At 39.0% G+C, this 21,509-nt stretch carries 17 protein-coding genes; 14 read left to right on the forward strand and 3 right to left on the reverse strand.

Annotation, left to right across the window (positions count from 1 at the left end; all coding sequences use genetic code 11):
* Window positions 1–32: 32 nt before the first annotated feature.
* Window positions 33–2,078 (reverse strand): adenylate/guanylate cyclase domain-containing protein, encoded by a 2,046-nt coding sequence (locus EHQ52_RS19080; RefSeq protein ID WP_135616963.1) that lies wholly within the window; start codon window positions 2,076–2,078, stop codon window positions 33–35.
* A 224-nt stretch (window positions 2,079–2,302) separates the two neighbouring features.
* On the opposite strand from EHQ52_RS19080, the gene EHQ52_RS19085 reads away from it, so the two are divergent.
* Both EHQ52_RS19085 and EHQ52_RS19090 read left to right on the forward strand, forming a co-directional pair.
* On the forward strand, window positions 2,303–2,533 hold the full coding sequence (locus EHQ52_RS19085) for a type II toxin-antitoxin system Phd/YefM family antitoxin (protein ID WP_135616964.1): 231 nt from the start codon (window positions 2,303–2,305) through the stop codon (window positions 2,531–2,533).
* Window positions 2,534–2,944, forward strand: coding sequence for a type II toxin-antitoxin system VapC family toxin (locus tag EHQ52_RS19090; protein ID WP_135616965.1), 411 nt, complete (start codon window positions 2,534–2,536; stop codon window positions 2,942–2,944).
* A 5-nt stretch (window positions 2,945–2,949) separates the two neighbouring features.
* Here the strand turns inward: EHQ52_RS19090 and EHQ52_RS19095 are convergent, their stop codons facing one another.
* Together EHQ52_RS19095 and EHQ52_RS19100 are read right to left on the reverse strand one after the other, a co-directional pair.
* Window positions 2,950–3,309, reverse strand: a complete 360-nt coding sequence (locus EHQ52_RS19095) for an LIC12806 family lipoprotein (protein WP_135616966.1) — start codon at window positions 3,307–3,309, stop codon at window positions 2,950–2,952.
* A gap of 3 nt (window positions 3,310–3,312) precedes the next feature.
* A complete protein-coding gene (locus tag EHQ52_RS19100) occupies window positions 3,313–4,305 on the reverse strand; it encodes a hypothetical protein (RefSeq protein WP_135616967.1) in 993 nt (330 codons plus the stop codon).
* A 106-nt stretch (window positions 4,306–4,411) separates the two neighbouring features.
* Between EHQ52_RS19100 and EHQ52_RS19105 the strand changes: the two genes are divergently transcribed.
* The 12 genes from EHQ52_RS19105 (at window position 4,412) to EHQ52_RS19160 (ending at window position 21,509) form a co-directional block, all read left to right on the forward strand.
* On the forward strand, window positions 4,412–4,603 hold the full coding sequence (locus EHQ52_RS19105; protein WP_135616968.1) for a hypothetical protein: 192 nt from the start codon (window positions 4,412–4,414) through the stop codon (window positions 4,601–4,603).
* Window positions 4,573–5,175 carry a hypothetical protein gene (locus tag EHQ52_RS19110; RefSeq protein ID WP_425269409.1) on the forward strand — a complete coding sequence of 201 codons (603 nt, stop codon included), beginning with the start codon at window positions 4,573–4,575 and terminating at the stop codon, window positions 5,173–5,175. Before EHQ52_RS19105 ends, EHQ52_RS19110 begins: the two co-directional genes overlap by 31 nt.
* A complete protein-coding gene (locus EHQ52_RS19115; protein ID WP_135616970.1) occupies window positions 5,172–5,765 on the forward strand; it encodes an RsmD family RNA methyltransferase in 594 nt (197 codons plus the stop codon). Before EHQ52_RS19110 ends, EHQ52_RS19115 begins: the two co-directional genes overlap by 4 nt.
* Window positions 5,746–8,007 (forward strand): sulfatase family protein, encoded by a 2,262-nt coding sequence (locus tag EHQ52_RS19120; protein ID WP_135616971.1) that lies wholly within the window; start codon window positions 5,746–5,748, stop codon window positions 8,005–8,007. Before EHQ52_RS19115 ends, EHQ52_RS19120 begins: the two co-directional genes overlap by 20 nt.
* Before the next feature lie 70 nt (window positions 8,008–8,077).
* Window positions 8,078–11,389 carry a carbamoyl-phosphate synthase large subunit gene (gene carB / locus EHQ52_RS19125; protein ID WP_135616972.1) on the forward strand — a complete coding sequence of 1,104 codons (3,312 nt, stop codon included), beginning with the start codon at window positions 8,078–8,080 and terminating at the stop codon, window positions 11,387–11,389.
* A gap of 1,213 nt (window positions 11,390–12,602) precedes the next feature.
* Window positions 12,603–12,800, forward strand: a complete 198-nt coding sequence (locus tag EHQ52_RS19130; RefSeq protein WP_135616973.1) for a hypothetical protein — start codon at window positions 12,603–12,605, stop codon at window positions 12,798–12,800.
* A 245-nt stretch (window positions 12,801–13,045) separates the two neighbouring features.
* Entirely contained in the window at window positions 13,046–14,599 is a 1,554-nt protein-coding gene (locus EHQ52_RS19135) for a catalase (RefSeq protein WP_279638309.1), read from the forward strand.
* A 110-nt stretch (window positions 14,600–14,709) separates the two neighbouring features.
* Window positions 14,710–15,228: an ankyrin repeat domain-containing protein gene (locus EHQ52_RS19140; RefSeq protein ID WP_167492238.1), complete on the forward strand. Its 519-nt coding sequence runs from the start codon at window positions 14,710–14,712 to the stop codon at window positions 15,226–15,228.
* 141 nt (window positions 15,229–15,369) lie between these two features.
* Window positions 15,370–16,845 (forward strand): flagellar hook-length control protein FliK, encoded by a 1,476-nt coding sequence (locus tag EHQ52_RS19145; protein ID WP_135616976.1) that lies wholly within the window; start codon window positions 15,370–15,372, stop codon window positions 16,843–16,845.
* Window positions 16,846–16,855: 10 nt separating this feature from the next.
* Window positions 16,856–17,572 (forward strand): flagellar hook capping FlgD N-terminal domain-containing protein, encoded by a 717-nt coding sequence (locus EHQ52_RS19150; protein WP_135616977.1) that lies wholly within the window; start codon window positions 16,856–16,858, stop codon window positions 17,570–17,572.
* A 30-nt stretch (window positions 17,573–17,602) separates the two neighbouring features.
* Complete coding sequence (flgE, locus tag EHQ52_RS19155) at window positions 17,603–18,997, forward strand: flagellar hook protein FlgE (protein WP_135616978.1); 1,395 nt, start codon at window positions 17,603–17,605, stop codon at window positions 18,995–18,997.
* A 157-nt stretch (window positions 18,998–19,154) separates the two neighbouring features.
* Complete coding sequence (locus tag EHQ52_RS19160) at window positions 19,155–21,509, forward strand: patatin-like phospholipase family protein (protein WP_135616979.1); 2,355 nt, start codon at window positions 19,155–19,157, stop codon at window positions 21,507–21,509.

Below are 21,509 nucleotides of genomic sequence, written 5' to 3' on the forward strand. Positions count from 1 at the left end.
TAGTCCAATATTTCGCTCTAAGCTTGCGAAGATCAAACAGCGCTTAATTTCAGATTTAATCCTTTTCTTAAAGATTCGAATTTTTCATTTGGAGAAATTCCTTTTGCATCCATTGAAAGTTCAGGGCGAATCGAATTTACAAAGTACATATCCACTTCTCCCTTTCCTTTTGCTTGGACTTTTCCTCTATGCTCGCATACAAAAAAATCTTTAACTAATTCATAAGTAGAACCTGAAATATTTAAATGCCCTGGTTTACCCGAAGATTCCATTCTGCTTGCAAGATTGACTGCATCTCCCCAAACATCATATGCGAATTTATTAGAACCTATCACTCCGGATGTAACAGGTCCTGTATGAACTCCCACTCTTAATTCCCAAAATGGAAGTCCCATTTGCGATTTGGATTCTGCCATTCTTTGCATGAATCTGAGAAATTCTAATCCAGCTAAACAATTATCCACTGGGTGAGTAAAGTTTGTATTTGGGATCCCTCCTGCGCACATATAAGAATCACCGATCGTTTTTAGTTTTTCCAAACCTAAACGAGATACGATTGAATCAAATTCAGAAAAACAATTATGTAGATCTTCTACTAGATCTTTGGGTACCATCTCCGCTGCAATTTTAGTAAATCCCACAAAGTCTGTGAATAGTATACTTGCAGATTCATAATATACAGGAGTAACAGATCCTTTGGATTTTAATTCTTCTGCTACAGGTTTAGGAAGAATATTCAATAATAGTAAATCTGTTTTGTCTCTTTCATCTGCGAGTTCTTTTGTTCTTTCTATTACCTTTTTCTCCAGATTGACAGATAATTCTTCACTGGTATTGAATGCTGTTGCGATCCTTCTCCCCAATGTAGCTGCATCTGCAAATGTCAGTATGAACAGTCCCGCAGGAGTAAGATATCCCGGTCCTATATGGAATTGATAAAAAATAAAGTCGTTCAATATAGCTGCGTAGAAGATCCCTAAGCCGAGTAACATCAGTTTCGCGCCCTGTAAACCTTTGAATATGGCTATGGTCAACATGATCATACCGTAAATCCCTGAGAATACGATCAGCGCTTGGTAATAAGGAAGTGTATAACTGAAGAGCGCGGGAGGAAGCACTATAATAGAAAGACAAGGCGGAATAGAGACTGCCATAATAACGATCATTGCAGTCTTCCCGAACTGAGCAGGATACAAAGTTCTCATAAACATCGCCATAAACGGGACGCCTAGATAAAAGGAAAGATATTCTATTCTGACCATGATATTCCAAGGAGCGTCCCTAAGAGCCTCCCCTATAAATCTATCTCCGCTGAAAAATACCCTGGAAGTGATTGCAAGACAGGTAAGGGAGAACCAAAGGATCTCCATTTCTTTTTTGCGAAATAAAAATAGACCCATATGATATAAGCCCATGATGAGTAAAGATCCTGCCAAAAACGCGCTCACCATTCTGCTCTTGTCTCTTGTCGCAAAAATTTCGGAAGAGTCGCCAAGTAAGATCGGCATTTGAAAACCACCATTTCTATGATAGTGATTTGAAATATACATCACTAGATCAACTTGTTTGGCATGAGGAACTGAACTTGTTTGAGCAAGATATTCAGGACTTTCTTCTTCGGGAGAAGGTCCAGGATGCCCATTATAAGCGACTAACTTGCCGTCCCAGTATAAGGAGTATGCGGAGCCTTGGCCGTCGTCGATTCGTATTGCAAGATCGGGAGAATGTTCTGGAAGATATAATCTTAGATGATATGTGATGTAACCTATTTCAGGTAAAGGTTCTCCCTTTAAAAGATGACCGTTCCATACACCCGGAACAGGGATGAAGCCACTTGGATCAGAAACAAGATCGTCTTGGAAATTTTTAGGAGGAATGAGTTCCTTCCAATAATATCTCCAATCTCCGTTTAATTCTACTGCTCCGTCTTTTTTAAAATCCCAGTTGCTTAGGTCTAAGGTTCCATTTTCTGCCTTGGGTCTTTCTTTACCTTTTGCTTGGCTGCAAGCGGAGAAGGATATAAAACAAAGTAGAATTCCTAAAATGAAAAAACGAGCCCGTCGACCTGAATCACTCATATGCGTAGATCAATAAGGGAGAAAAAAGCCATTCCAGCGAGCATTTTTTATAATTCGGTCGATTCTTCGGAGATTATTTCATAGAAGAATTTTCATGTCGCTCGTTTGAGTAGTGTGCACATTGAATCGTTTTTCTAAGATATTTTTTAGGTAATTCTGACGGAATACAGGTTCCAAATTTAAAAAACTGGACATCTATGACTGGTCATATTATAATTCGAGGTATGCAACTATCCGCTGCCGAATTCAAAACAAAATGCCTTAGCCTTATGGACAGAGTTCACGAAACCCAGGAAGAAGTGATCATCACTAAACATGGAAAACCAGTGGCCAAGTTAGTAACCATCAAAGATAGTACTGCAGCTCGTCTATTTGGTTATCTAAAAGGCCGGGTCATAGAGAATGAAGATATCGTTCCGAGCCTAGGCTTACATTGGGATGCGGATACTAAATAGATGATCGTTCTGGACACTCATGCTTGGATTTGGTTGATGGAAGGAGATCCTAAAATGGAAAAAGAACCCATTCTTAGGAAATTATATAGGCATATTCCTCATAGAGGATTATTCATCTCCGAAATATCAGGCTGGGAAGTAGGGATGCTCGTAGCCAAAAAAAGGATCCAGATCTCTGGAACTTTAAATCGATGGTTGCAGGATGCATACAATGCTCCAGGCATCCAACCTTATCGTTTAACTCCTGAAGTAATTGTAGAAAGTGTAAATTTACCTGACTCCTTTCACGGAGACCCAGCAGACAGAATGATCGTAGCGACTGCGAGAGTTTTGAATGCAGAACTGGTCACCAAAGATAAAGAAATCATTAAATACGGAAAAAAAGGAAACCTAAAAGTAATTTCCCTCTGACCAGATTAAAAAAGGTCTTTAATCGCCTTCCAAAGTTTAGCAAATTCCTTTTTTCTTTCGTCTTTGTCTTTTAGTTTTAATAATGTCTTTTGGAACCCGTTTGTGCCGGTTATCTTAACACGGTTTTCATTCAGAACTTCTACTTCGTAGAAGACTTCGTCCACTTTATAAGAAAAATTCAATGTGCTTGTAGATTTCATTGGATATTCTTTATCTTCTAAAATTGCCTTTGCATTTCTGAAGTCTAAAAATACACATTGGGTATTTTTGAGCATAGGCTCGCAAAATTTTCCTGCAGGAGGAGGAACTGGTTTAACTCCACATCCAAAAAATGCTAAAAGCAGAAGTATGAAAGAATATTTCATTTCTTAATCCTCTACCGGGAGTTTTGTTTTTAGGGTCTGGTTTTTGGAGAGAATCTCTCTTGCGAGATTCAGAACTTCTTCCTTTCTATCTCCTGAATTCGGATAATATTCTTCTAATAATAAGATCGCTTTTGGCGAAAGGTTTTGGTAATAGAAGATCCTTGCTTCTAAAATTTTAGAACTTCCTGTTAGAAAGTCCTCATTTATAGTTTTGACCCTTCTTAAATAATTTAAGGAAGAAACATATTGTCCTGCTCTAAATTCGGACAATGCGATCATAAAATCTGATTCCCTTGCAGAAAGTAGTAAAGAGCCTGAGATATCCTGTCTGGAAAGTATCTTTTTCAAGAACTCAGTATTTCCAGAAAGTGCACTTCCTGCCAAGCAGGTCCAAGCATAACCGGATTTTAATTCAGGACTTAATTTTTCAGGTTCAATCGAGATCAAAAGTTTATTCAATGCGGAACGACTTAATTTTTGTCGTATGGATTCACCGAATGCGATCAGATAGCGGTTATCAGTTGATTCTAAAAATTCAGGATCTATTGCCTGTGCTCTAAGCGCTTGTCTGTAAGAATCTTCTACAAGAGGAAGATAAGAACTATCTTGTTCTAAAAATTCCTGGAAACCGGTGTATGCAATTTTAGAAAGAGTAACAGAGTCGAATCTAAAGCCTAATAGTAAAAATTCGTAATATCCCGAAAGTGCGGCATAATGATAAGAGATACCTTCTTTAGGATTAGATGTTACAAAATCTTTTGCAGTAGATTTGAATTCTTTGATCTCTCCTTCTTTTGGCTCACCTTTTACGATCCCTTCTTGGAGTAGTTTTCTTTCCTTTTCAAGAAGTAAACGTCTATCTCCTGCGAACAGGTTCTTGATATCTTGTCTGAAAAAAAACGCGATCCCCGCCAAACCTAGCAGGATCAAAAAGAACACTAACGGTTTGTAATTCGCTTTTTTTCTGTAACTTCTGTGGTTGGCTTGGTAGAGCATGTATAAAGTCAGATTCTAAAAAAAGCCTGGACCTTTCACTTATTTTTTGGGGTTGGAATTCCTACTCTAGCTTGACTCTCGGACCCCTGCTGGATTCCGTGTAAATATGCCTTATAATTATGATTTTGACGAGGATTACGAAACAGACGGCGACGCGGATTACCTCGACGAGGACGCCGTAACTTTTGTATGTGAGGATTGTGATCATCGTTGGGAAGATGATGCAGACGGATCTTATGACGGCCCAGAAAATCATATTTGCTCCATGTGTGGCTCTTCAAGCGTAATCGAACTCTAATCTTTTTGCGGTCCGGCTTTTATTCTAAAGCATCAATTCGGGCCGCGTTCCCAATACTTACTGTAATCTTTTTATTTTCGAGTTCTATTCATTCGGTTGATTTCGATCAAGTGTATGAATATTATAAAAAAGGAAACTACGACACTTTAGTAAAAGTTTCCAGATCTGGTCTTAGATCCGGAGAGCTGGATTATAAGATCCTTTTATTATACGTTGCTTCTGAATCCAGTTTAGAAGAGATAGATAAAACTCTTTTAAGCATTTATTCCAGATCCAAGGATCAACCTTCTATTTTTTATAATTCTGTTTTTTTATTTTTAGAACGTGCATTGGTTTTAGAATCATATGAATCGGGCACTCGTTGGGGAAAAATTTTCCTAACTAAGGGAGAGTCTTCTGTTCGGTATTCCGAAGGTGTTTACACATACGCTTGTATATTGTATTCTTCTCAGGACTATGAAGCTGCGAATTCCATTCTTGCAAAACTTAAGTCTGTACCTACAGATTCTAAACTAGGAAAACGGATCCGGATCTTAGAGATGAATCTGGAAAAGAGAAAAGAGGAAAAATGAAACCTGGAAAAAAAACAAAGGGTTCAAAGGGTTTAAGGATCCAAACCGGAGAATTGAAGGGGAGATTGATCCCTTCTCCGGTTAGTCCTGAGGGGAAGAGTAATTTTACTCCTGCGATCATTAAAAAATCATTATTTGATATCATTGAATCTTTGCGGCTACAAGGCCTCTTGAATTTAGAAGATTCTGCATTTGTGGATCTATTTTCAGGTTCAGGTCAAATGGGGATCGAATCATTAAGTAGAGGTTTCGCAAGAGCAGTGTTTTTGGAGCTTGCTTGGGACAGGTTCGAAAGCCTAAAAGGTGTTTTGGATAAATTAGGAAAACCTCATTTAGTTTTACGTAAAGATGCCTTCAGATTCTATTCCGGTTTTGATATTCCTGAAAAAACAAAAGTTTATTTTATGGATCCTCCTTATTCTTTCTGGGATAAGAAAACTGAAAAATTGAAAACAATAGTAGAAGAGATTGCTCAAAACGAACCGGGTGTTGCGGCAATTATTGTTCAGTCTCCTCTTCCTTTGAACTGGGAAGGATTTATTCCTCGTTCCTTCGGAAGGAATACTTTGAATGTCAGAATTCTGGCTTAAATTCAAAAACCTAATCCGATCAGAATGGACCTCCGGAAATCCTTGGATCCATTCCGGAATTTTTGTATTTGTTCTTACTCTTCTTTGTTTACTTACCAATACTTCCTTGCATGTGATGGGAGTGGATATCAGCGAATTTATTTCTCTTTTTTACGGACTGATCCCTTTATTGTTAAAAGATTTAGGCGGAGTATTTGTTTCTTCTTATGCATTTTTTGTAGGCACGGCAATTTTATTTTTAGGTCCCGATTTTTCTGAATGGAAGAAGGGGAACAGGATTGCAGTATATAAAATTTATCTAATTCTATCTTCCGTTTTATTTCTTTTGTTCTGTGGATCTGTTTCGGAATATCCTCAAGTATACGGAGAATTTTTCTATTATAGACATTCTTGGATGCTAGGATTTCTGTATTTTATTACAGATCATTTTTCTCCCTTCTTCTTTAAATCTGTTCTGTTCTTATTTTTAGCTGTCCAAGTCGCTCGAGCAGGGGTTCATTTTTGGAAATCCAAATCTTATGAATCTTTGATTCGGTATGCGGTTTTTATAATATTATTTTATTCTTTTCATCTTTTGGGATCTGCTTGGGGAGTTTTAGTTGTTTCTTCATTTTATTCCTTGGATATTCAGATTTCTCGTTCTAAAAAGAATTTGAGCTTTGTAACAATTGCGCTCTTAGGTTTTGGATTTTCTTTTTTTAACAGATCTCAGAATGGGGGCCCTGTATCTAAAGAAGCAGTGGCGCATTCTTCTAATACGAACGTTCTTATCATTTCTGCAGATAGTATCCGCCAGGACCAGTTAGGTTTTGTGAAAGGGGAGAAGGATAAAACTCCGAACATAGATCGGCTTGCTTCTGAATCTCTTGTGTTTTTAGATCATCATTCTACGATCCCTAGGACATTTCCTTCTTGGGCAGATTTCCTAAGTGGGAAATATTCTTTTGAACATGGGATACAGGATATGTTCCCGGATCGAGAAGATCGTTCTAAATTAGGGAATTCTATTTCTACACTTCCTGGTATTTTAGGAAAATCTCATAGAACATTTGTGGTTTCTTCTTTTGCGGGAGATATTTTTCCTAGAGCGAATTGGGGATTTCAAAATGTAGATGCTCCGAATTTTAGTGCGGAAACATTAACTCAGCAGAGAACGATTGAGTCTCAGGTCTTCTTCCTTCCCGTTTTGACAGGGACTTTTTTTGGAGGAGGAGAATATCTTTCTTCTATCAGATCTCTTCCGAGCCTTGGGGATGATTCTCGGATCCTTCCAGATCTCTTTTCAGTATTTGAAAAAAAGGATCATCCTTTTTTTGCTCTGTATTTTTCTTCCGTAACTCATTTTCCATATAGCCCACCTTATCCTTTTTATAAGAATACTGATCCGAACTATTACGGACCTTCTAAATATTTCCGTTTCGTAGATCCTAGTAATTCTGAAAAGCCTGATAAAAGAGAACAGGAGCAAATTCGTTCTATCTATTCTGCCTCATTGACTGCTTTCGATTTTTCAGTCGGAAAAATTTTGGAAGAGCTGAAAAGAAGAGAGTTATACGACGATACACTTATCATTCTCACCTCCGATCATGGAGAGTCCTTATTTGAAGAGGATCATAGTCATGGTCATGGAGAACATTTGAGAGGGGAGGGTGTGACCAAAATCCCTCTTATTATCAAATTCCCTAAGTCTTTTGAGAGAAAAGAAGTCCGGTATTTTAAAGGGATCACAACCTCTTTGGATGTGTTCCCTACAATTTTGTCAGTTGTTGGAGTTCCTACAGGTCCGGAACTTTCTCTTAAGGGAAGAGATCTGACCAAACTTCCAAAGGCAGATACTTGGGCAGAAGATCGTTCTGTCTATTCTGAGACCGGGATTTGGTTTTCGGATAGAGGAGATCATTTTTTTCAGAAGGATAGGATCCGATATCCGAATATTCTCGAATTACATACAATTGATCCGAATGACGGAAATAGTGTGACTGTTTCAGATCCTTATGCAAAAGAGACTGTTCTTTTTTCCAAACATAGAATGCTCCAAACCAGGACCAAAAAGCTGATCTATGTTCCTAGCCCTTCCGGTGTTTTATATACCTGTTACGATCGGATTTCTGATCCCTGGAATACAAAACCTCTCCCTGCTTCTTATTGTGGGGATTTACAACGCAAGTTGGAGCTCCTACTGATAGGTTCCGGGAAATGGAAGAAGGCGGGAGAATATTTCCTTCCAAAAACCGAACCTTGATTGAACTGTTTTTTCTTTCTTGTTCGGAAAGACTTGAAGTACAGGCCAGAATAAAAATCCTGGAAATAATATGCCCAAAAGGGAAGATCTCCGCTCCGTTCTGATCCTGGGATCCGGGCCGATCGTTATCGGCCAAGCCTGCGAATTTGACTATTCAGGCACCCAGGCCGCCAAAGCCCTTCGTGAAAAAGGAATTCGAGTTATTCTTCTCAATTCCAATCCTGCTACTATCATGACTGATCCAGATCTTGCGGATGCCACTTATGTGGAACCTCTGACTGTCGCAGTCGTCCAAAAAATTTTGGAAAAAGAAAAGCCGGATGCGATCCTGCCTACTGTAGGAGGTCAAACGGCATTAAACCTTGCTTTGGCCTGCCATAACGCTGGGGTATTAGAAAAATATAATGTAGAACTCATCGGCGCCAAAATAGACGCGATCAAAAAGGCAGAAGATAGAGAACTTTTCAAAAGAGCAATGGAGAAGATCGGGGTAAAAGTTCCTCGTTCAGGGCTCGCAAATAATTTAAAAGAAGCAGCAGAGATCAAGGCTCAGATCGGACTTCCTCTGATCGTAAGACCTGCATTTACTTTAGGTGGAACCGGAGGAGGGATCGCTTATGACGAAGAAACCTTCGACGAAGTGGTTGGCAGAGGTCTTAAGGCTTCTCCGATTAGCCAGGTATTATTAGAACAATCCGTTCTTGGTTGGAAAGAATTCGAGTTAGAGGTCATGAGAGACCTCGCGGATAACGTAGTAATTATTTGTTCTATTGAAAATATAGATCCGATGGGAGTTCATACTGGTGATTCGATCACAGTTGCTCCTCAACAAACACTTTCCGATAAGGAATACCAAAATTTAAGAGATATGTCCATCAGTATCATCCGAGAGATCGGAGTGGAAACAGGTGGATCTAATATTCAATTCGCGGTAAATCCTGAAGACGGCGATGTGATCGTGATCGAGATGAACCCTCGTGTTTCTAGATCTTCTGCGCTTGCTTCCAAAGCAACAGGATTCCCGATAGCAAAGATCGCTGCGTTACTCTCCATTGGATACTCCTTGGATGAGATCAAAAACGATATTACAAGAGTTACTCCTGCCTCTTTCGAGCCATCTATTGATTATGTGGTGACTAAGATCCCAAGGTTTGCTTTCGAGAAGTTCCCTGGAACAGACGACACTCTCGGGGTCCAGATGAAAGCCGTGGGAGAAGCCATGGCAATTGGAAGAACTTTCAAAGAAAGTTTCCAAAAAGCAATGCGCTCTTTAGAAATCGATCGATTCGGTTTTGGTTCAGATGGAAATTTTGCGGAGTTAGTTGAATTCCATACATTATCTACTCCTCAAAGAAAAGAAAGGATAGATTCACTCTTACGGAGACCGAACGATAAACGTATCTTCTATGTTAAAAAAGCATTAGAAGAAGGTTATAGCGTAGAAGAGATCCATAACCTTTGTAAAATAGATCCTTGGTTCTTATACCAATTCGAAGATCTACAGAACTTAGAAAAAGAATTTGTACAAAAAGGAAATTCTGTCTTAGGAAAACTGAAAAAAGCAGGATTCTCTAATAGGCAATTGGCTTTCCTTGGCAAAAAAGCTGAGATAGAAAAGATACTTTCTTCTTCCCAAACTCCTGATAAGAAAAAAGCAGAAATAGGTTCCATCCTCAAAAAAGAAGAAAAGAATCTGGAAGAAGTATTAGAGTCTTCTAAAATAGAACCAATCTATAAGAGGATCGATACTTGCGCTGGTGAGTTTGAAGCTTATACTCCTTATTTCTATTCTTCTTACGATGAAGAAGATGAAACAAATGTCACCTCTAATAAATCAGTTATCATCTTGGGGGGCGGGCCGAATAGGATCGGACAAGGGATCGAGTTCGACTATTGCTGCTGCCATGCTTCCTTTGCTTTGCAGGATCTGGGCTTGGAATCTATCATGGTGAATTCTAACCCAGAAACAGTTTCCACTGACTACGATACTTCTGACAGATTGTATTTTGAACCTCTGACTTTAGAAGATGTAATCCAGATCTATAAGAAGGAAAAACCGGATGGAGTAATCATCCAATTCGGTGGACAGACTCCTCTTAAACTTGCAAAAGATCTGGAAAGTAGGGGAGTTCCAATTTTAGGAACAAGCCCTGATTCCATTGATAGAGCAGAAGACAGAAAACGTTTCGCAGAAGTATTAGAAAAACTGAAATTGATCTCTCCTAATAACGGAATTGCTACTTCTATGGAAGAAGCAAGAAAGATCGCAAATAATATCACTTATCCAGTGCTTGTCCGCCCAAGTTATGTACTCGGCGGAAGAGCAATGCTTATCATCAACGAAGAAAAAGAGTTGGATAAGTATATGGAGAAGGCTGAAGAAATTTCAGAAGACAGACCGCTTCTTATAGATTCCTTCTTAGAAGACGCAGTAGAAGTGGATGTAGATGCACTTTGTGATGGCAAAGACGTATTCATCGCCGGTATCATGGAACATATTGAAGAAGCAGGGATCCATTCTGGGGATTCTGCATGTGTTCTTCCCCCTCAATCTTTATCCAAAAAAGTATTAGAAGATATTAGAAGCGCCACAAGAGCACTTGCATTAGAATTACAAGTCAAGGGATTGATCAATATACAATACGCAGTTAAGGAAGAAGTTGTATATGTGATCGAGGTAAATCCTCGCGCATCCAGAACAGTTCCTTTTGTATCTAAAGCTCTTGGGCATCCAATCGTAAAATACGCTACTCGTATCATGATGGGAGAAACATTAAAACAACTTCCTCTTCCGAAAGAAATGGCATTCCCAACCATAAACGTGAAGGAAGCAGTATTACCTTTTAATAAATTCCCTGGAGTGGACACAATCCTTGGACCTGAAATGAGATCCACAGGTGAGGTGATGGGAATCGCTGATACTGCGGGAGAAGCATTCTTAAAATCTCAGTATATGGCCGGAGAAGAACTTCCTTCTCAGGGAACTGTATTCGTTTCCGTCAATGATAAGGATAAAAAAGATCTACTAAAGTATATCAAGGATCTTTCCGATCTCGGATTCATTTTGATCGCTACAGAAGGAACTCATAAATTCTTATCAGAAAATGGAATACTATCTTCCAAGATCAATAAGGTATATGATAATCAGTTTCCAACTGCATTGGATTATATCCGTGAGAATAAGATCCATCTTATACTGAATACACCTCTTAGCAGAGTGACCAGAGATGATAGTTTTGCGATCCGCCAAGCAGCGATCCGTTATAAGATCCCATGTTTGACCACTGCAAGTGCAGCTAAGGCTTTGATCAAAGGAATGGTGGAGATGACTGATAAAGGTTTCACCATTCGTTCTCTACAAGAGATCCATAGTTCTCGGTAAGTCCAAGGTAAACGCGGGCTTTACTCTAACTCTCCACCTAGATTTGTACAATCTACGCCTGCGGAATTTTCGTCCCAAGGTGTAGAGCCAGTACTATAATAGATTTTTTTCAAAGAATAATTTCTTACTGAGCAAGTTGCAACTCTACTAATCTTTGAACATTCGCTAATTGGATCAGAATTCGGGAGATAAAGAGCACAAAGTCTCTTTATAGATTCATTTGCACTTGTATTTAAATTGATGCAGCTGGATGAGTTCTGTGTGTCGCAGGAAATGGATTTTGGAAAATCCAACCAATTATTGGCGGGTGCGCTGCAGCATCCCGGCGAATCATTCGGGAAAGGCGCAGATAAATAAAAAAATAATAGAATTAATAAACTGAAAGGAAAGAGGATCTGTAAGAAGTTTTTTGTATTCATAAATTGGAATAAACTCCTTTTAACCTTGTTTCGCAATGTTCAGTTGATTCATTGTTTCCCCAGGAACTTCCATAATAATATTTTAATCTAAAAATAGATGATTCTTCGATAAGAGAACATTTTGCCGATTTCCCAGTTAGGTCACAACTTACATTATGTTTATATTGACCTCCCTGGAAATTGCACATGCTCAAATGGATAGATTCATGAGTTGTATCTTTAAATTCGATACAGTCATCTAGTAAAGTGCAAGAACCAGAAAATTTAGGAGTTTGAATAATTAATAGAGAGAAGACAGCTTTTTCGAACGGGTCCAGAAGATTTTCTCCACAGGGTGGAGGGCATTGACAGTCGTTCATAAAGAATGGAATGAATAGAAAAATTATTATTTTAAGATATAGTTTCTTTCTGTTTATCATTTTATTGAAAATATAAATTTAACGTTAGATGCTCTTTTATATGGGACAAGCGGTTTTTCTGAAAATTATTTCTTTTCATAGATATGTAATAGGTTTCTGAATTTATTTTATACAAATTGGGTATGACTAAAGGACTTACTGAAGATCCTTACCGACTACCCGCGGCAGCGAAGCGTAGATCTTTAGTCCGGGCTTCGCCCGGATGAGCGATAGCGAAATCGAAGCAGCGCGACCCGAGCAACGCGAGTGGGGCCGCCCGAATCTTTCCTTTATTTTATCAGTTTTAGTAGTTTGAAATTATTTGTCAATAATGAGTCTCAAAATCAATTTGACAATTTTCTCCTGGGAAAGATCGTAAGGGGAAAGAGGACAATAATGGAAGAATACTGCCGCCCGATCCGGATTTCTGAGAGGAACTACTTTATTGTGGATCTATGCGCCAACTGCGGACATGTGCATTTACATTTTGAGAATGGCTCATTGAAAATGGACCTTCATAAATTGGAGGACCTTCATAAAACAGTTCAAGATGCCCATGCTTGGATCCTGGAAGAATTCGCCGGTTATAACTGAAGTTCAAGAACTCCTATCTTTCTACTATTTGGATCTCCACTTGAGTTTTATAAACCAGTGGAGATTTTCTTTTTAACCCTTCTTAGTATTGGAACCTGATGCAGTTCCTTCCATCTCTAAAAACTAGGTTATTTGCGCCTATTTGTCATATTAAGTTTAGAATCATTCTAAAAATTTTTCTTTTCTAAATATTTAGAGTTGATCTAGATTTAGAATAATTCTAAACTATGAGCAGAGGTAGAAATATGAATATTAAGATGATTAGCACATTTCTGTTTCTTGGGGCTATTTTTTCTCATTCTTTGAACGGAGAAACTTTGACCCGAGAGAATGGGGCACCTGTTGGGGATAACCAAAATTCTCAAACAGCAGGAGAAGCGGGTCCGGTTCTACTCCAAGATTCTCATTTGATTGAAAAGTTGGCTCGTTTCGATCGGGAAAGAATTCCGGAGAGAGTAGTGCATGCAAGAGGCACTGGAGCTTACGGAACATTTACAAGTTACGGGGATCAGAGCGAATTAACTAAGGCTGTCTTATTCTCCAAAAAAGGAAAACAAACCAAAGTATTCGTTCGTTTTTCTTCTGTTGTACATCCGAGCGGATCACCGGAAACTCTAAGAGATCCGAGAGGATTCGCAACTAAGTTTTATACAGAGCAAGGAAACTGGGACTTAGTTGGAAATAATCTACCGGTGTTCTTCATTCGAGATGCAATGAAGTTCCCTGATATGGTGCATTCTTTGAAACCTTCTCCGGTAACTAATTTGCAAGATCCGAATCGATTCTTCGATTTTTTTGCACATGTTCCAGAAAGTACGAATATGCTGACTTACTTATATTCTGATTTGGGAACTCCTGCTACCTATAGAGAAATGGATGGAAACGGAGTACATGCATTCAAGTTTGTGAATTCTTCCGGTAAAGTTTCCTATATTAAGTTTCATTGGAAAAGTTTACAAGGGATCAAGACCTTAAACTCGGACGAATCTGCAAAAGTCCAGTCCCAAGAATTCAGTCATATGACAAAAGATTTATATGATTCGATTAAAAAGGGAAATTATCCTTCTTGGGAATTGGAAGCTCAGATCTTAGATCCGGAAAAATTGAACGATTTCGATTTTAACCCTTTGGATGCAACCAAGGAATGGATTAGAATTCCTAATCTGAAAATTGTAACTCTTGGAAAAATGACCTTAAACCAAGTTCCTGAGAATTTTTTTGAACATACGGAACAGTCCGGTTTTGCTCCTTCTAATTTAGTTCCTGGGATTGAACCTTCTGAAGATAGACTCTTGCAAGGAAGATTATTCTCCTATGCGGATACTCAAAGATATAGATTGGGTGTAAACGGTATTCAACTTCCTGTGAATCGTCCAATCAGTGTAGTTTCTTCTCATGGTCAAGATGGAGCTCTGAAGTTTTCTGAAGGAAAAGGAAATATAAATTACCAACCGAATTCCTACCAAGGAGGACAGTCCAGGTCCGGAGGAATTTATTCTGAAGAATCGAGCTATAAACTTTCTAACTTTAAACTTAGCGGCGCTACCCAACAGGCGATGATTAGAAAGACCTTAAACTTCAAACAAGCGGGGGAAGTATACAGAAGTTATAGTGAGAAGGAAAAATCCACTCTGATAAAGAACTTCTCTGGGGATTTGAAAGCAGTTCAGAATCCTAAGATCAAAACCAAGATCATAGCTCATACTTATGCTGCCGATCCGGAGTATGGAGAGAGGCTTGCGAAAGAAGTTGGGATCGATCTGAAGGAAGTGAAAAAGATCGCAGGTGAATTGGAGTAAAGTTTCTCCGAAAAACCAAAACATAGCGGCCTCTTCGGGGCCGCAGGGAGTGGGTTATGAGATTATTTTATTTTTTTCTAATATATTTTGTGTGTGGAATTTTCTACTTTTTGCTAGCCCAGGAGGATGGGTATAAGGCAGTTCAAGATGAAAATGCTAAATTTTACGATTCTGCCAAAATTGGAGATATAGTCGTTCTGGAAAAATTTTTGGATTCTGGAACGAATATAGAATCTAAGGATTCCAAAGGATATACCGCTCTTATTTATGCCGCCTATTATGGACAGGAAGAAGCGGTGGAGTTCCTACTAACGAAAGGAGCGGATCCTTGCTCTAAAGATAATAGAGGAAATACGGCTCTTATGGGTGCAGTTTTTAAAGGGCATCTTGGGATCGTAAAAAGACTGTTTCAGGCAAAATGTGTGGTGGATCAAAAGAATATTTCTGGGCAGACCGCGCTCATGTATGCAGCTCTTTTTGGAAGAGCGGAAATTTTCAAATCCCTCCTGAATTACGGTGCGGATCCAAATTTGAATGATGATTTGGGAAATACTGCATTTTCTCTCGCGGAAGGACAGGGACATACGGAAATTCTGGATCTTCTTCTGGTAGGAACTCCTTCCCATTAAGGAAAAATTGTAATCTTTCCTTTGGGATCCGGCTGCCTATGAAATCTAATACGACATAATTCAATAAAGGAAGAAGATAATCTTATAATTATATCAAGGAATCCACAGATCTTTCGATCCTTATACTGCAAGGGGCAAACTATGCAGATCAGAACGGAAGGACCAGGCAGAGAAGAAGGATATTCATCGGCGGAGCCAAAGGTATCTAATGTTCCTGAAAAAACTTCCGCGCCTTCTGTGAGTTTTATGGATCTAATGAAGTCAATCCAACTCCGCTCTCAAAAGGTCTTGGAAGAAGGGCAGAAGTCAGAGATCAAAGAAGAAAAACCTTCCGAAATCGAAGAATCCAAAGAGCCTGAATTATTTGTAAGATCCGAAGAAGAAGATGTAGAAGAAACCGATTCGGAAGAAGAGAACGAAAAATTAGTTCGTCTTTCTGAGAAGAAGGCCCAAAAGGCCGAACTGGGAGAAATCAATTCTGAGCTGGAAGAAGAGATCGATACCGAGTTTGAGGCGGAAGAATTAGATTCTCCTTTTATCACTCAGATGAGCGTGTTCTTGGCAGGACTCGAGGCCAAAAAAGAAAAAGAAGTTTCGGGCGCAGCAAACCAAGAAGAGTCTGTATCATTTAAAAAAATCCAAAAACATTCCAAAGAAGAAGCCCCTAAGGTTGAACAAAAAGAAGAAGCAGGAAATGTTTCTGTTCTAAAATCAAATCAGCCGGAAGAAAAACGTTCTGTTAAAGAAACCAAAAAAACTCCAGAAAAAGAAAGTCTGGATGAAGGTTTAAAAAGTTTGGAAGAAGCACGCAAATTTTCCAAACCAGCAAACGAAGAAAAAATCCTAACTGTATTAAAAGATTCTCATAAAGAAAATTTTATCCCTGAATCAGAGAACTGGAAGATCACCAGAGATAAAAAACAAGAAACTCTTTCAATGGTTTCCAAAAACCAAGCAGCGAAAGCGGCGCAGGTGGAAGAAGCTTCCAAATCGGATACTTCCGGTAAAGGTTCCGGGAACCAAGACTTCTCCCAAAGAAATGGGAACGAAACCACATTTACTCTTTTGAAGGCAGGCCTTGGTGTAGTAGAGAAGAACCAAGAAGTTTCAGGACAAAATTCTAAAACTTCTAAAACAAATCAAGGTTCTGGTATGGATCGTTCTCAAATGAAGGAGAACTTTCAAAGATTGGTTCAATCAGCAAAATTGAATATTGTTGAGAATGGAAGATCAGAGGCTACTCTTAGATTGAATCCAAGAGAATTAGGAAGAGTTTCCTTACGTATTACTGTAGAGGACGATAAGGTCCAAGGTAAAATTTTAGTAGAGTCAGATCAGGTGAGAAAATTATTCGCAGGTGATCTGGAGCAACTTCGCAAAGATTTTAAAGAACAAGGATTAGATCTTCAGTCTTTGATCGTGGAATCAGAGGACTCATTACGCATGAGTTGGGATGGACAAGATTCTTCCCGATTCTTCGACCAAGAAGGTTTTGGATTTGAGGCTTCTGGTTTTTCAAATTCTTCTGATTTAGAAGAAGTTTCAGAAATGGACTCTATAGAAAATTCAGAATTCGCCGAAAAGAATACTGATAAACGCTTAAACATTTTGGTTTAAGGAGAGGATCATGCCTGAAGCAAACGCAGTTTCTAATGAAGCTACACGTAGCCGTTATCTCGAAGGAGACAGAAGTTACGATTTAAGGAAGCACTTTGATAAATTGGAGAAAGAAGAAAAAAGTGGTCTCCAAGGTATCGAGGTCCGCTCCACTGCGAAAGCATTAGGAAAAGATGATTTTCTAAAACTGTTGATCACTCAACTTTCTTCTCAAGACCCTACTAATCCTGTTAAAGACCAGGACTTTATTGCTCAGATGGCTCAATTCTCTTCCTTAGAGCAGATGAATAATATCTCTCAAGGAATTGGTAAGATGACCAATCGCCAAAGTTTCTCTCTTGTGGGTAAAATCGTTTCTGGTCCTGATTTTGTGACCGGAGAGAATGTGGTAGGAACTGCTGGAGCTTTATTCTTCGATGGAGAAGGAAAGTCTTTCGTAAGAGTAAACGGTAGAACTGTAGAGATCGACGCGATCACTTTAATCACAGATCCTGCAATATTAAATCAGCAAGAAGGACAGACTGGAGCACCAGCCCCGAAAGTTGGGGCTTCTGCTGATGGTCCTAATACAGCTGTAGGAACTCCTACGGCTCAACCTTCGCAATCAATGCAAACACAACAATTCCAGAATACATTACAAAATCAGAATGATTCTGGTTTTGAAGAAACAAGTTCCGGGGCTCCTGGTTGGAGTTTTCCCGGAAAACCGAACGATAGCAATTATTAATTAAATAGAAAATTTCGAGGTATAAGCGCCATGATGAGATCCCTTTATTCAGGAGTTTCCGGTTTAAAAAACCACCAAGTGCGGATGGACGTAATCGGTAACAATATTTCCAACGTGAACACTCACGGTTTTAAAACGGAGCGTGTTACTTTCCAGGATATGATCTCCCAAGAGTTAAGAGGAGCCTCTGAGCCTAAGGAAAACATTGGAGGGGTCAACCCGCAACAAGTTGGTCTTGGATCATTGATCGCTGCGATTGATAAGATCATGACCCAAGGTTCTTTGCAAACTACTGGTAAGAACACTGACGTTGCGATCTCCGGAGAAGGTTTCTTTATCGTTAAAGATGGAGACAAACAATTCTATACCAGAGCTGGTGCGTTTAACTTAGATAAGAATGGTTATTATGTAAATCCTGCAAACGGATTGAAAGTGCAAGGTTGGAATTCCCGCCTCGATGAAAAAGGGAATAAGTATATCAACTCTTCCGCATCTATAGAAGACATCGTAATTCCAGTTTATTCAAAAGAGCCTGCAAGAGCCACTTCCAAAGTAGATTTCAGATCCAACTTAAATTCTTCCGTGCAAGCTGTTCCACCTGATGCAACTCCTGAAGAGATCACTGCAATGATCAATGATCCGGATCCTAAGGCGAGAAGAGGACACGTAACTACTATCAAAGTTTTTGATGACCAAGGTGCTGAGAGAGAATTCAAAATGGAATTCTATAAAGTGCGTGAGAATACTTGGAAGGCAAGAACGTCATTAACTGATTCTACTCAACTTTCCGTAGATGTTGCTGCTACTGGTGGACAAAACACTCAAATGCCTGGCTTAACTGAACTTGAGTTTGGATTTACTCCTGATGGAAAGATCGTTTATGTTTCTGACGGAACAGATGTGATGAACACTGGAAAACTGAGCGCAAAAGTTTCTTTCAAACTTCCTGGTAATCCACAAGTTCAAAGTTTTGATCTTTCTTTAGGCGAGACTGGAATGGTAGACGGGATCACTCAGTTTTCTTCTGACTTTACTACCAAAGCGGTAAAACAAGACGGATACACTATGGGATATCTGGAGTCTTTCTCCATTGATAATTCAGGAACTGTTACTGGTGTTTATTCCAACGGGATCAAACAACCTTTAGCAAGAATTGCAACTGCAGTTTTTAATAACCCAGCTGGTTTGGATAAAGCAGGGGATACAATGTTTGCATTCTCCAATAACTCAGGTGAACCTTTGATTGGAGAAGCTGGTATTGCAGGTAGAGGAAAGATCAACGCTGGTCTATTAGAAATGTCGAATGTGGATCTTTCTGATCAGTTTACTGATATGATCGTTACACAAAGAGGTTTCCAAGCGAACTCCAGAACGATCACTACCACAGACCAAATGTTGCAGGAAGTCCTGGGTCTGAAACGTTAATCGTTAACTTAGATCTCCTATTCATTTTGTTTGCGCCCGTGGGATCTTTTCCTTCGGGCGTTTTTCTTTTGTAAGTCGTATAAGAGTATATTTCCGATTGCAGTATCTATTTCTTCGACTTAGCTTGTTTTTTTAGATTATACCAGAGACTAACGCAGTGAGAGAAAAAAAGAAAAAAACCGGAACAAAGAGCAAATCAGAAGGAAAGAATACTAGGTTCGGATCTATATTTTCATCCAACCAGGAATTGTTCCGGGATTGGGATCCAGAAGAGGCCTCCTCTTTTGCAGGACTTTTCGAATACAAATCTGTAAGCTCTGGCACAGTTCTAATTGCTTCTGAAAAATCTTCAGCCTGGTTCTATTTTCTTTTAGAAGGAAAATGTGAAGAATTCACTAAGGCTTCTTCTGGAGAAGAGCTGATGATCCGAAGCCTGGGGCCTGGTTCTCATTTTGGAGAAGCAGGATTTTTCCATTGGAAAGAAGGTAAGTTCGGAGTAAGAACAGAGACCGATTCTAAACTTTTGAGGATCAGCACTAAGAACTGGCATAAATGGGAAACGGAACATCCAGAAACTTCTAAACGTTGGAAAGAAAGATTAGAGACTAAAAGATTTTTTAGAATGGCTTCTTACGAGCCAAGTCATAAGGAACTTTTAGGATTTATTTCCAATCTAGAATTATTATTTCATATAGATCGTAGAAAGATTGGAGAATTGACTCCGTACTTGCGATGGTTATACGTTCCAGGTGGAGAAAGGTTGATGCTCCAAGGTGAACCTGGAAATTCACTTTTTGTAATATTATCCGGAAGATTTAGATACAGCGTTTCTGACGACCAAGGAAATATCACCGGAGAAGGTGAATTTGCAAAAGGAGATATTATAGGGGAGATGTCTCTACTCACTGGAGAACCTCGTTCTGCTTCCGTATATGCGGTTCGTTCTTCTCAGGTAATCCAAATTTCCAGAAATGGTTTTAGAAAATTTATCTCTGAGTCTCCAGAGGCTTTATTCCATGTGACCGAAACTATTGCCAGAAGATTGGGACAAAAAAATAAAGAATCCTCTCGATTTGGTAGAAAAGTCCATACGATTGCGCTCGTTCCAGTCACAGAAGGTTTTCCTCTCAGAAATTTTTCAAACGAACTTTCTAAATCCTTAAAATCTTTTGGTTCTGCTCTCCCTGTAAACGAGGAAAAACTTTCTAAGTTCTTAAAAGATAAAAAGATATATCAAAAAAATGGAATACGATTTGGGATCCCTGATATTCTCTCTTGGTTTGCGGGTTTAGAGAAGGAATATGATAATGTTGTCTTCGAAGTGGGGCCTTCTGGAGATCCTCTTTGGACGGAGGCTAGTCTTAGACAAGCGGATCGTATCCTTCTTCTTGCCGAAACTGGAAGACCTATATTAAAAAACTCTTATTCTTGGAATTTGATCCAAGGAGAAAGTTTGGGTGAAACCACAAAAGAATCCGTAATCTATTTGGAAGATTCTTATAATCGTTGGGAAGAATTAGAAGATACTCTTCACGAATTGCCTGGCCAAAAGCTTATCTTGAGAAAGAAAAGATCAGGAGAATTTGATCGTATTGCAAGAAGATTAGAAAGTAGGTCTGTAGGAGTTGCTCTTTCTGGTGGAGGAGCAAAAGGTTTCGCGCATTTAGGATTACTCAGATCCTTAACGGAAGCTGGTATCCCAATAGATCTGATCGGAGGAACTAGTTCTGGTTCCATCATGGCCGGATTATTTGCAATGGGTTACGGATTCGACGAATCTCTTAGACTGATCAAAGAAGTTTGGATAGAAGCAAAACTTACAAGAGATTATACTCTTCCTTTCGTTTCTATTTTGAGAGGTGTAAGATATTCTAAGGCTATCAAAGAATTTTTCGGAAATAGAAAGATAGAAACTCTATTGATCCCTTTTTTAGCAGTAGCATGCGATCTTACAAATTCAAAACCGAAAGTATTCGAAGAAGGAGAAGTTTGGAAGGCAATCAGAGCAAGTACTTCTATACCAGGGATTTTTCCTCCTTTTTATACTGACGGCGCTTTGTATGTGGATGGGGGACTTTGGGATAATCTTCCTGGTTCTTTAGTGAGAAGAAAAGGCGCTGATGTATTGGTTTCCGTTGATTTAGGAGCTGGATCTCAGCCGAATAAGGATCAAACTTACGGATTATTGGTAGAGTCAAGATTTCCTGGCGAAGGCCCTTCTGCCTTAAAACTTTTGGGAAATCAGTTTATGAAAAAGGAAGATAGATATTCTTTCCCTCATATAGGTGAGTTGTTCATGAGATCTATGTTATTATCCAGCCGAAATAATCTTCTTAAAACAAAAGAAAATTCTGATATATTCGTCGAATTACCAGTGAGAGATTTTTCTACCTTCGATTGGGATGAATATAAAAGATTATATGAGATAGGTTACGAACATTCTCAAAAATTCGTAAAGGATTGGTCCAAGATCATTAAGGATAAAGTATATTCCGAAAGAAAGACGAATTAA

It is taken from the genome of Leptospira koniambonensis, assembly GCF_004769555.1.
GTDB lineage: Bacteria > Spirochaetota > Leptospiria > Leptospirales > Leptospiraceae > Leptospira_B > Leptospira_B koniambonensis.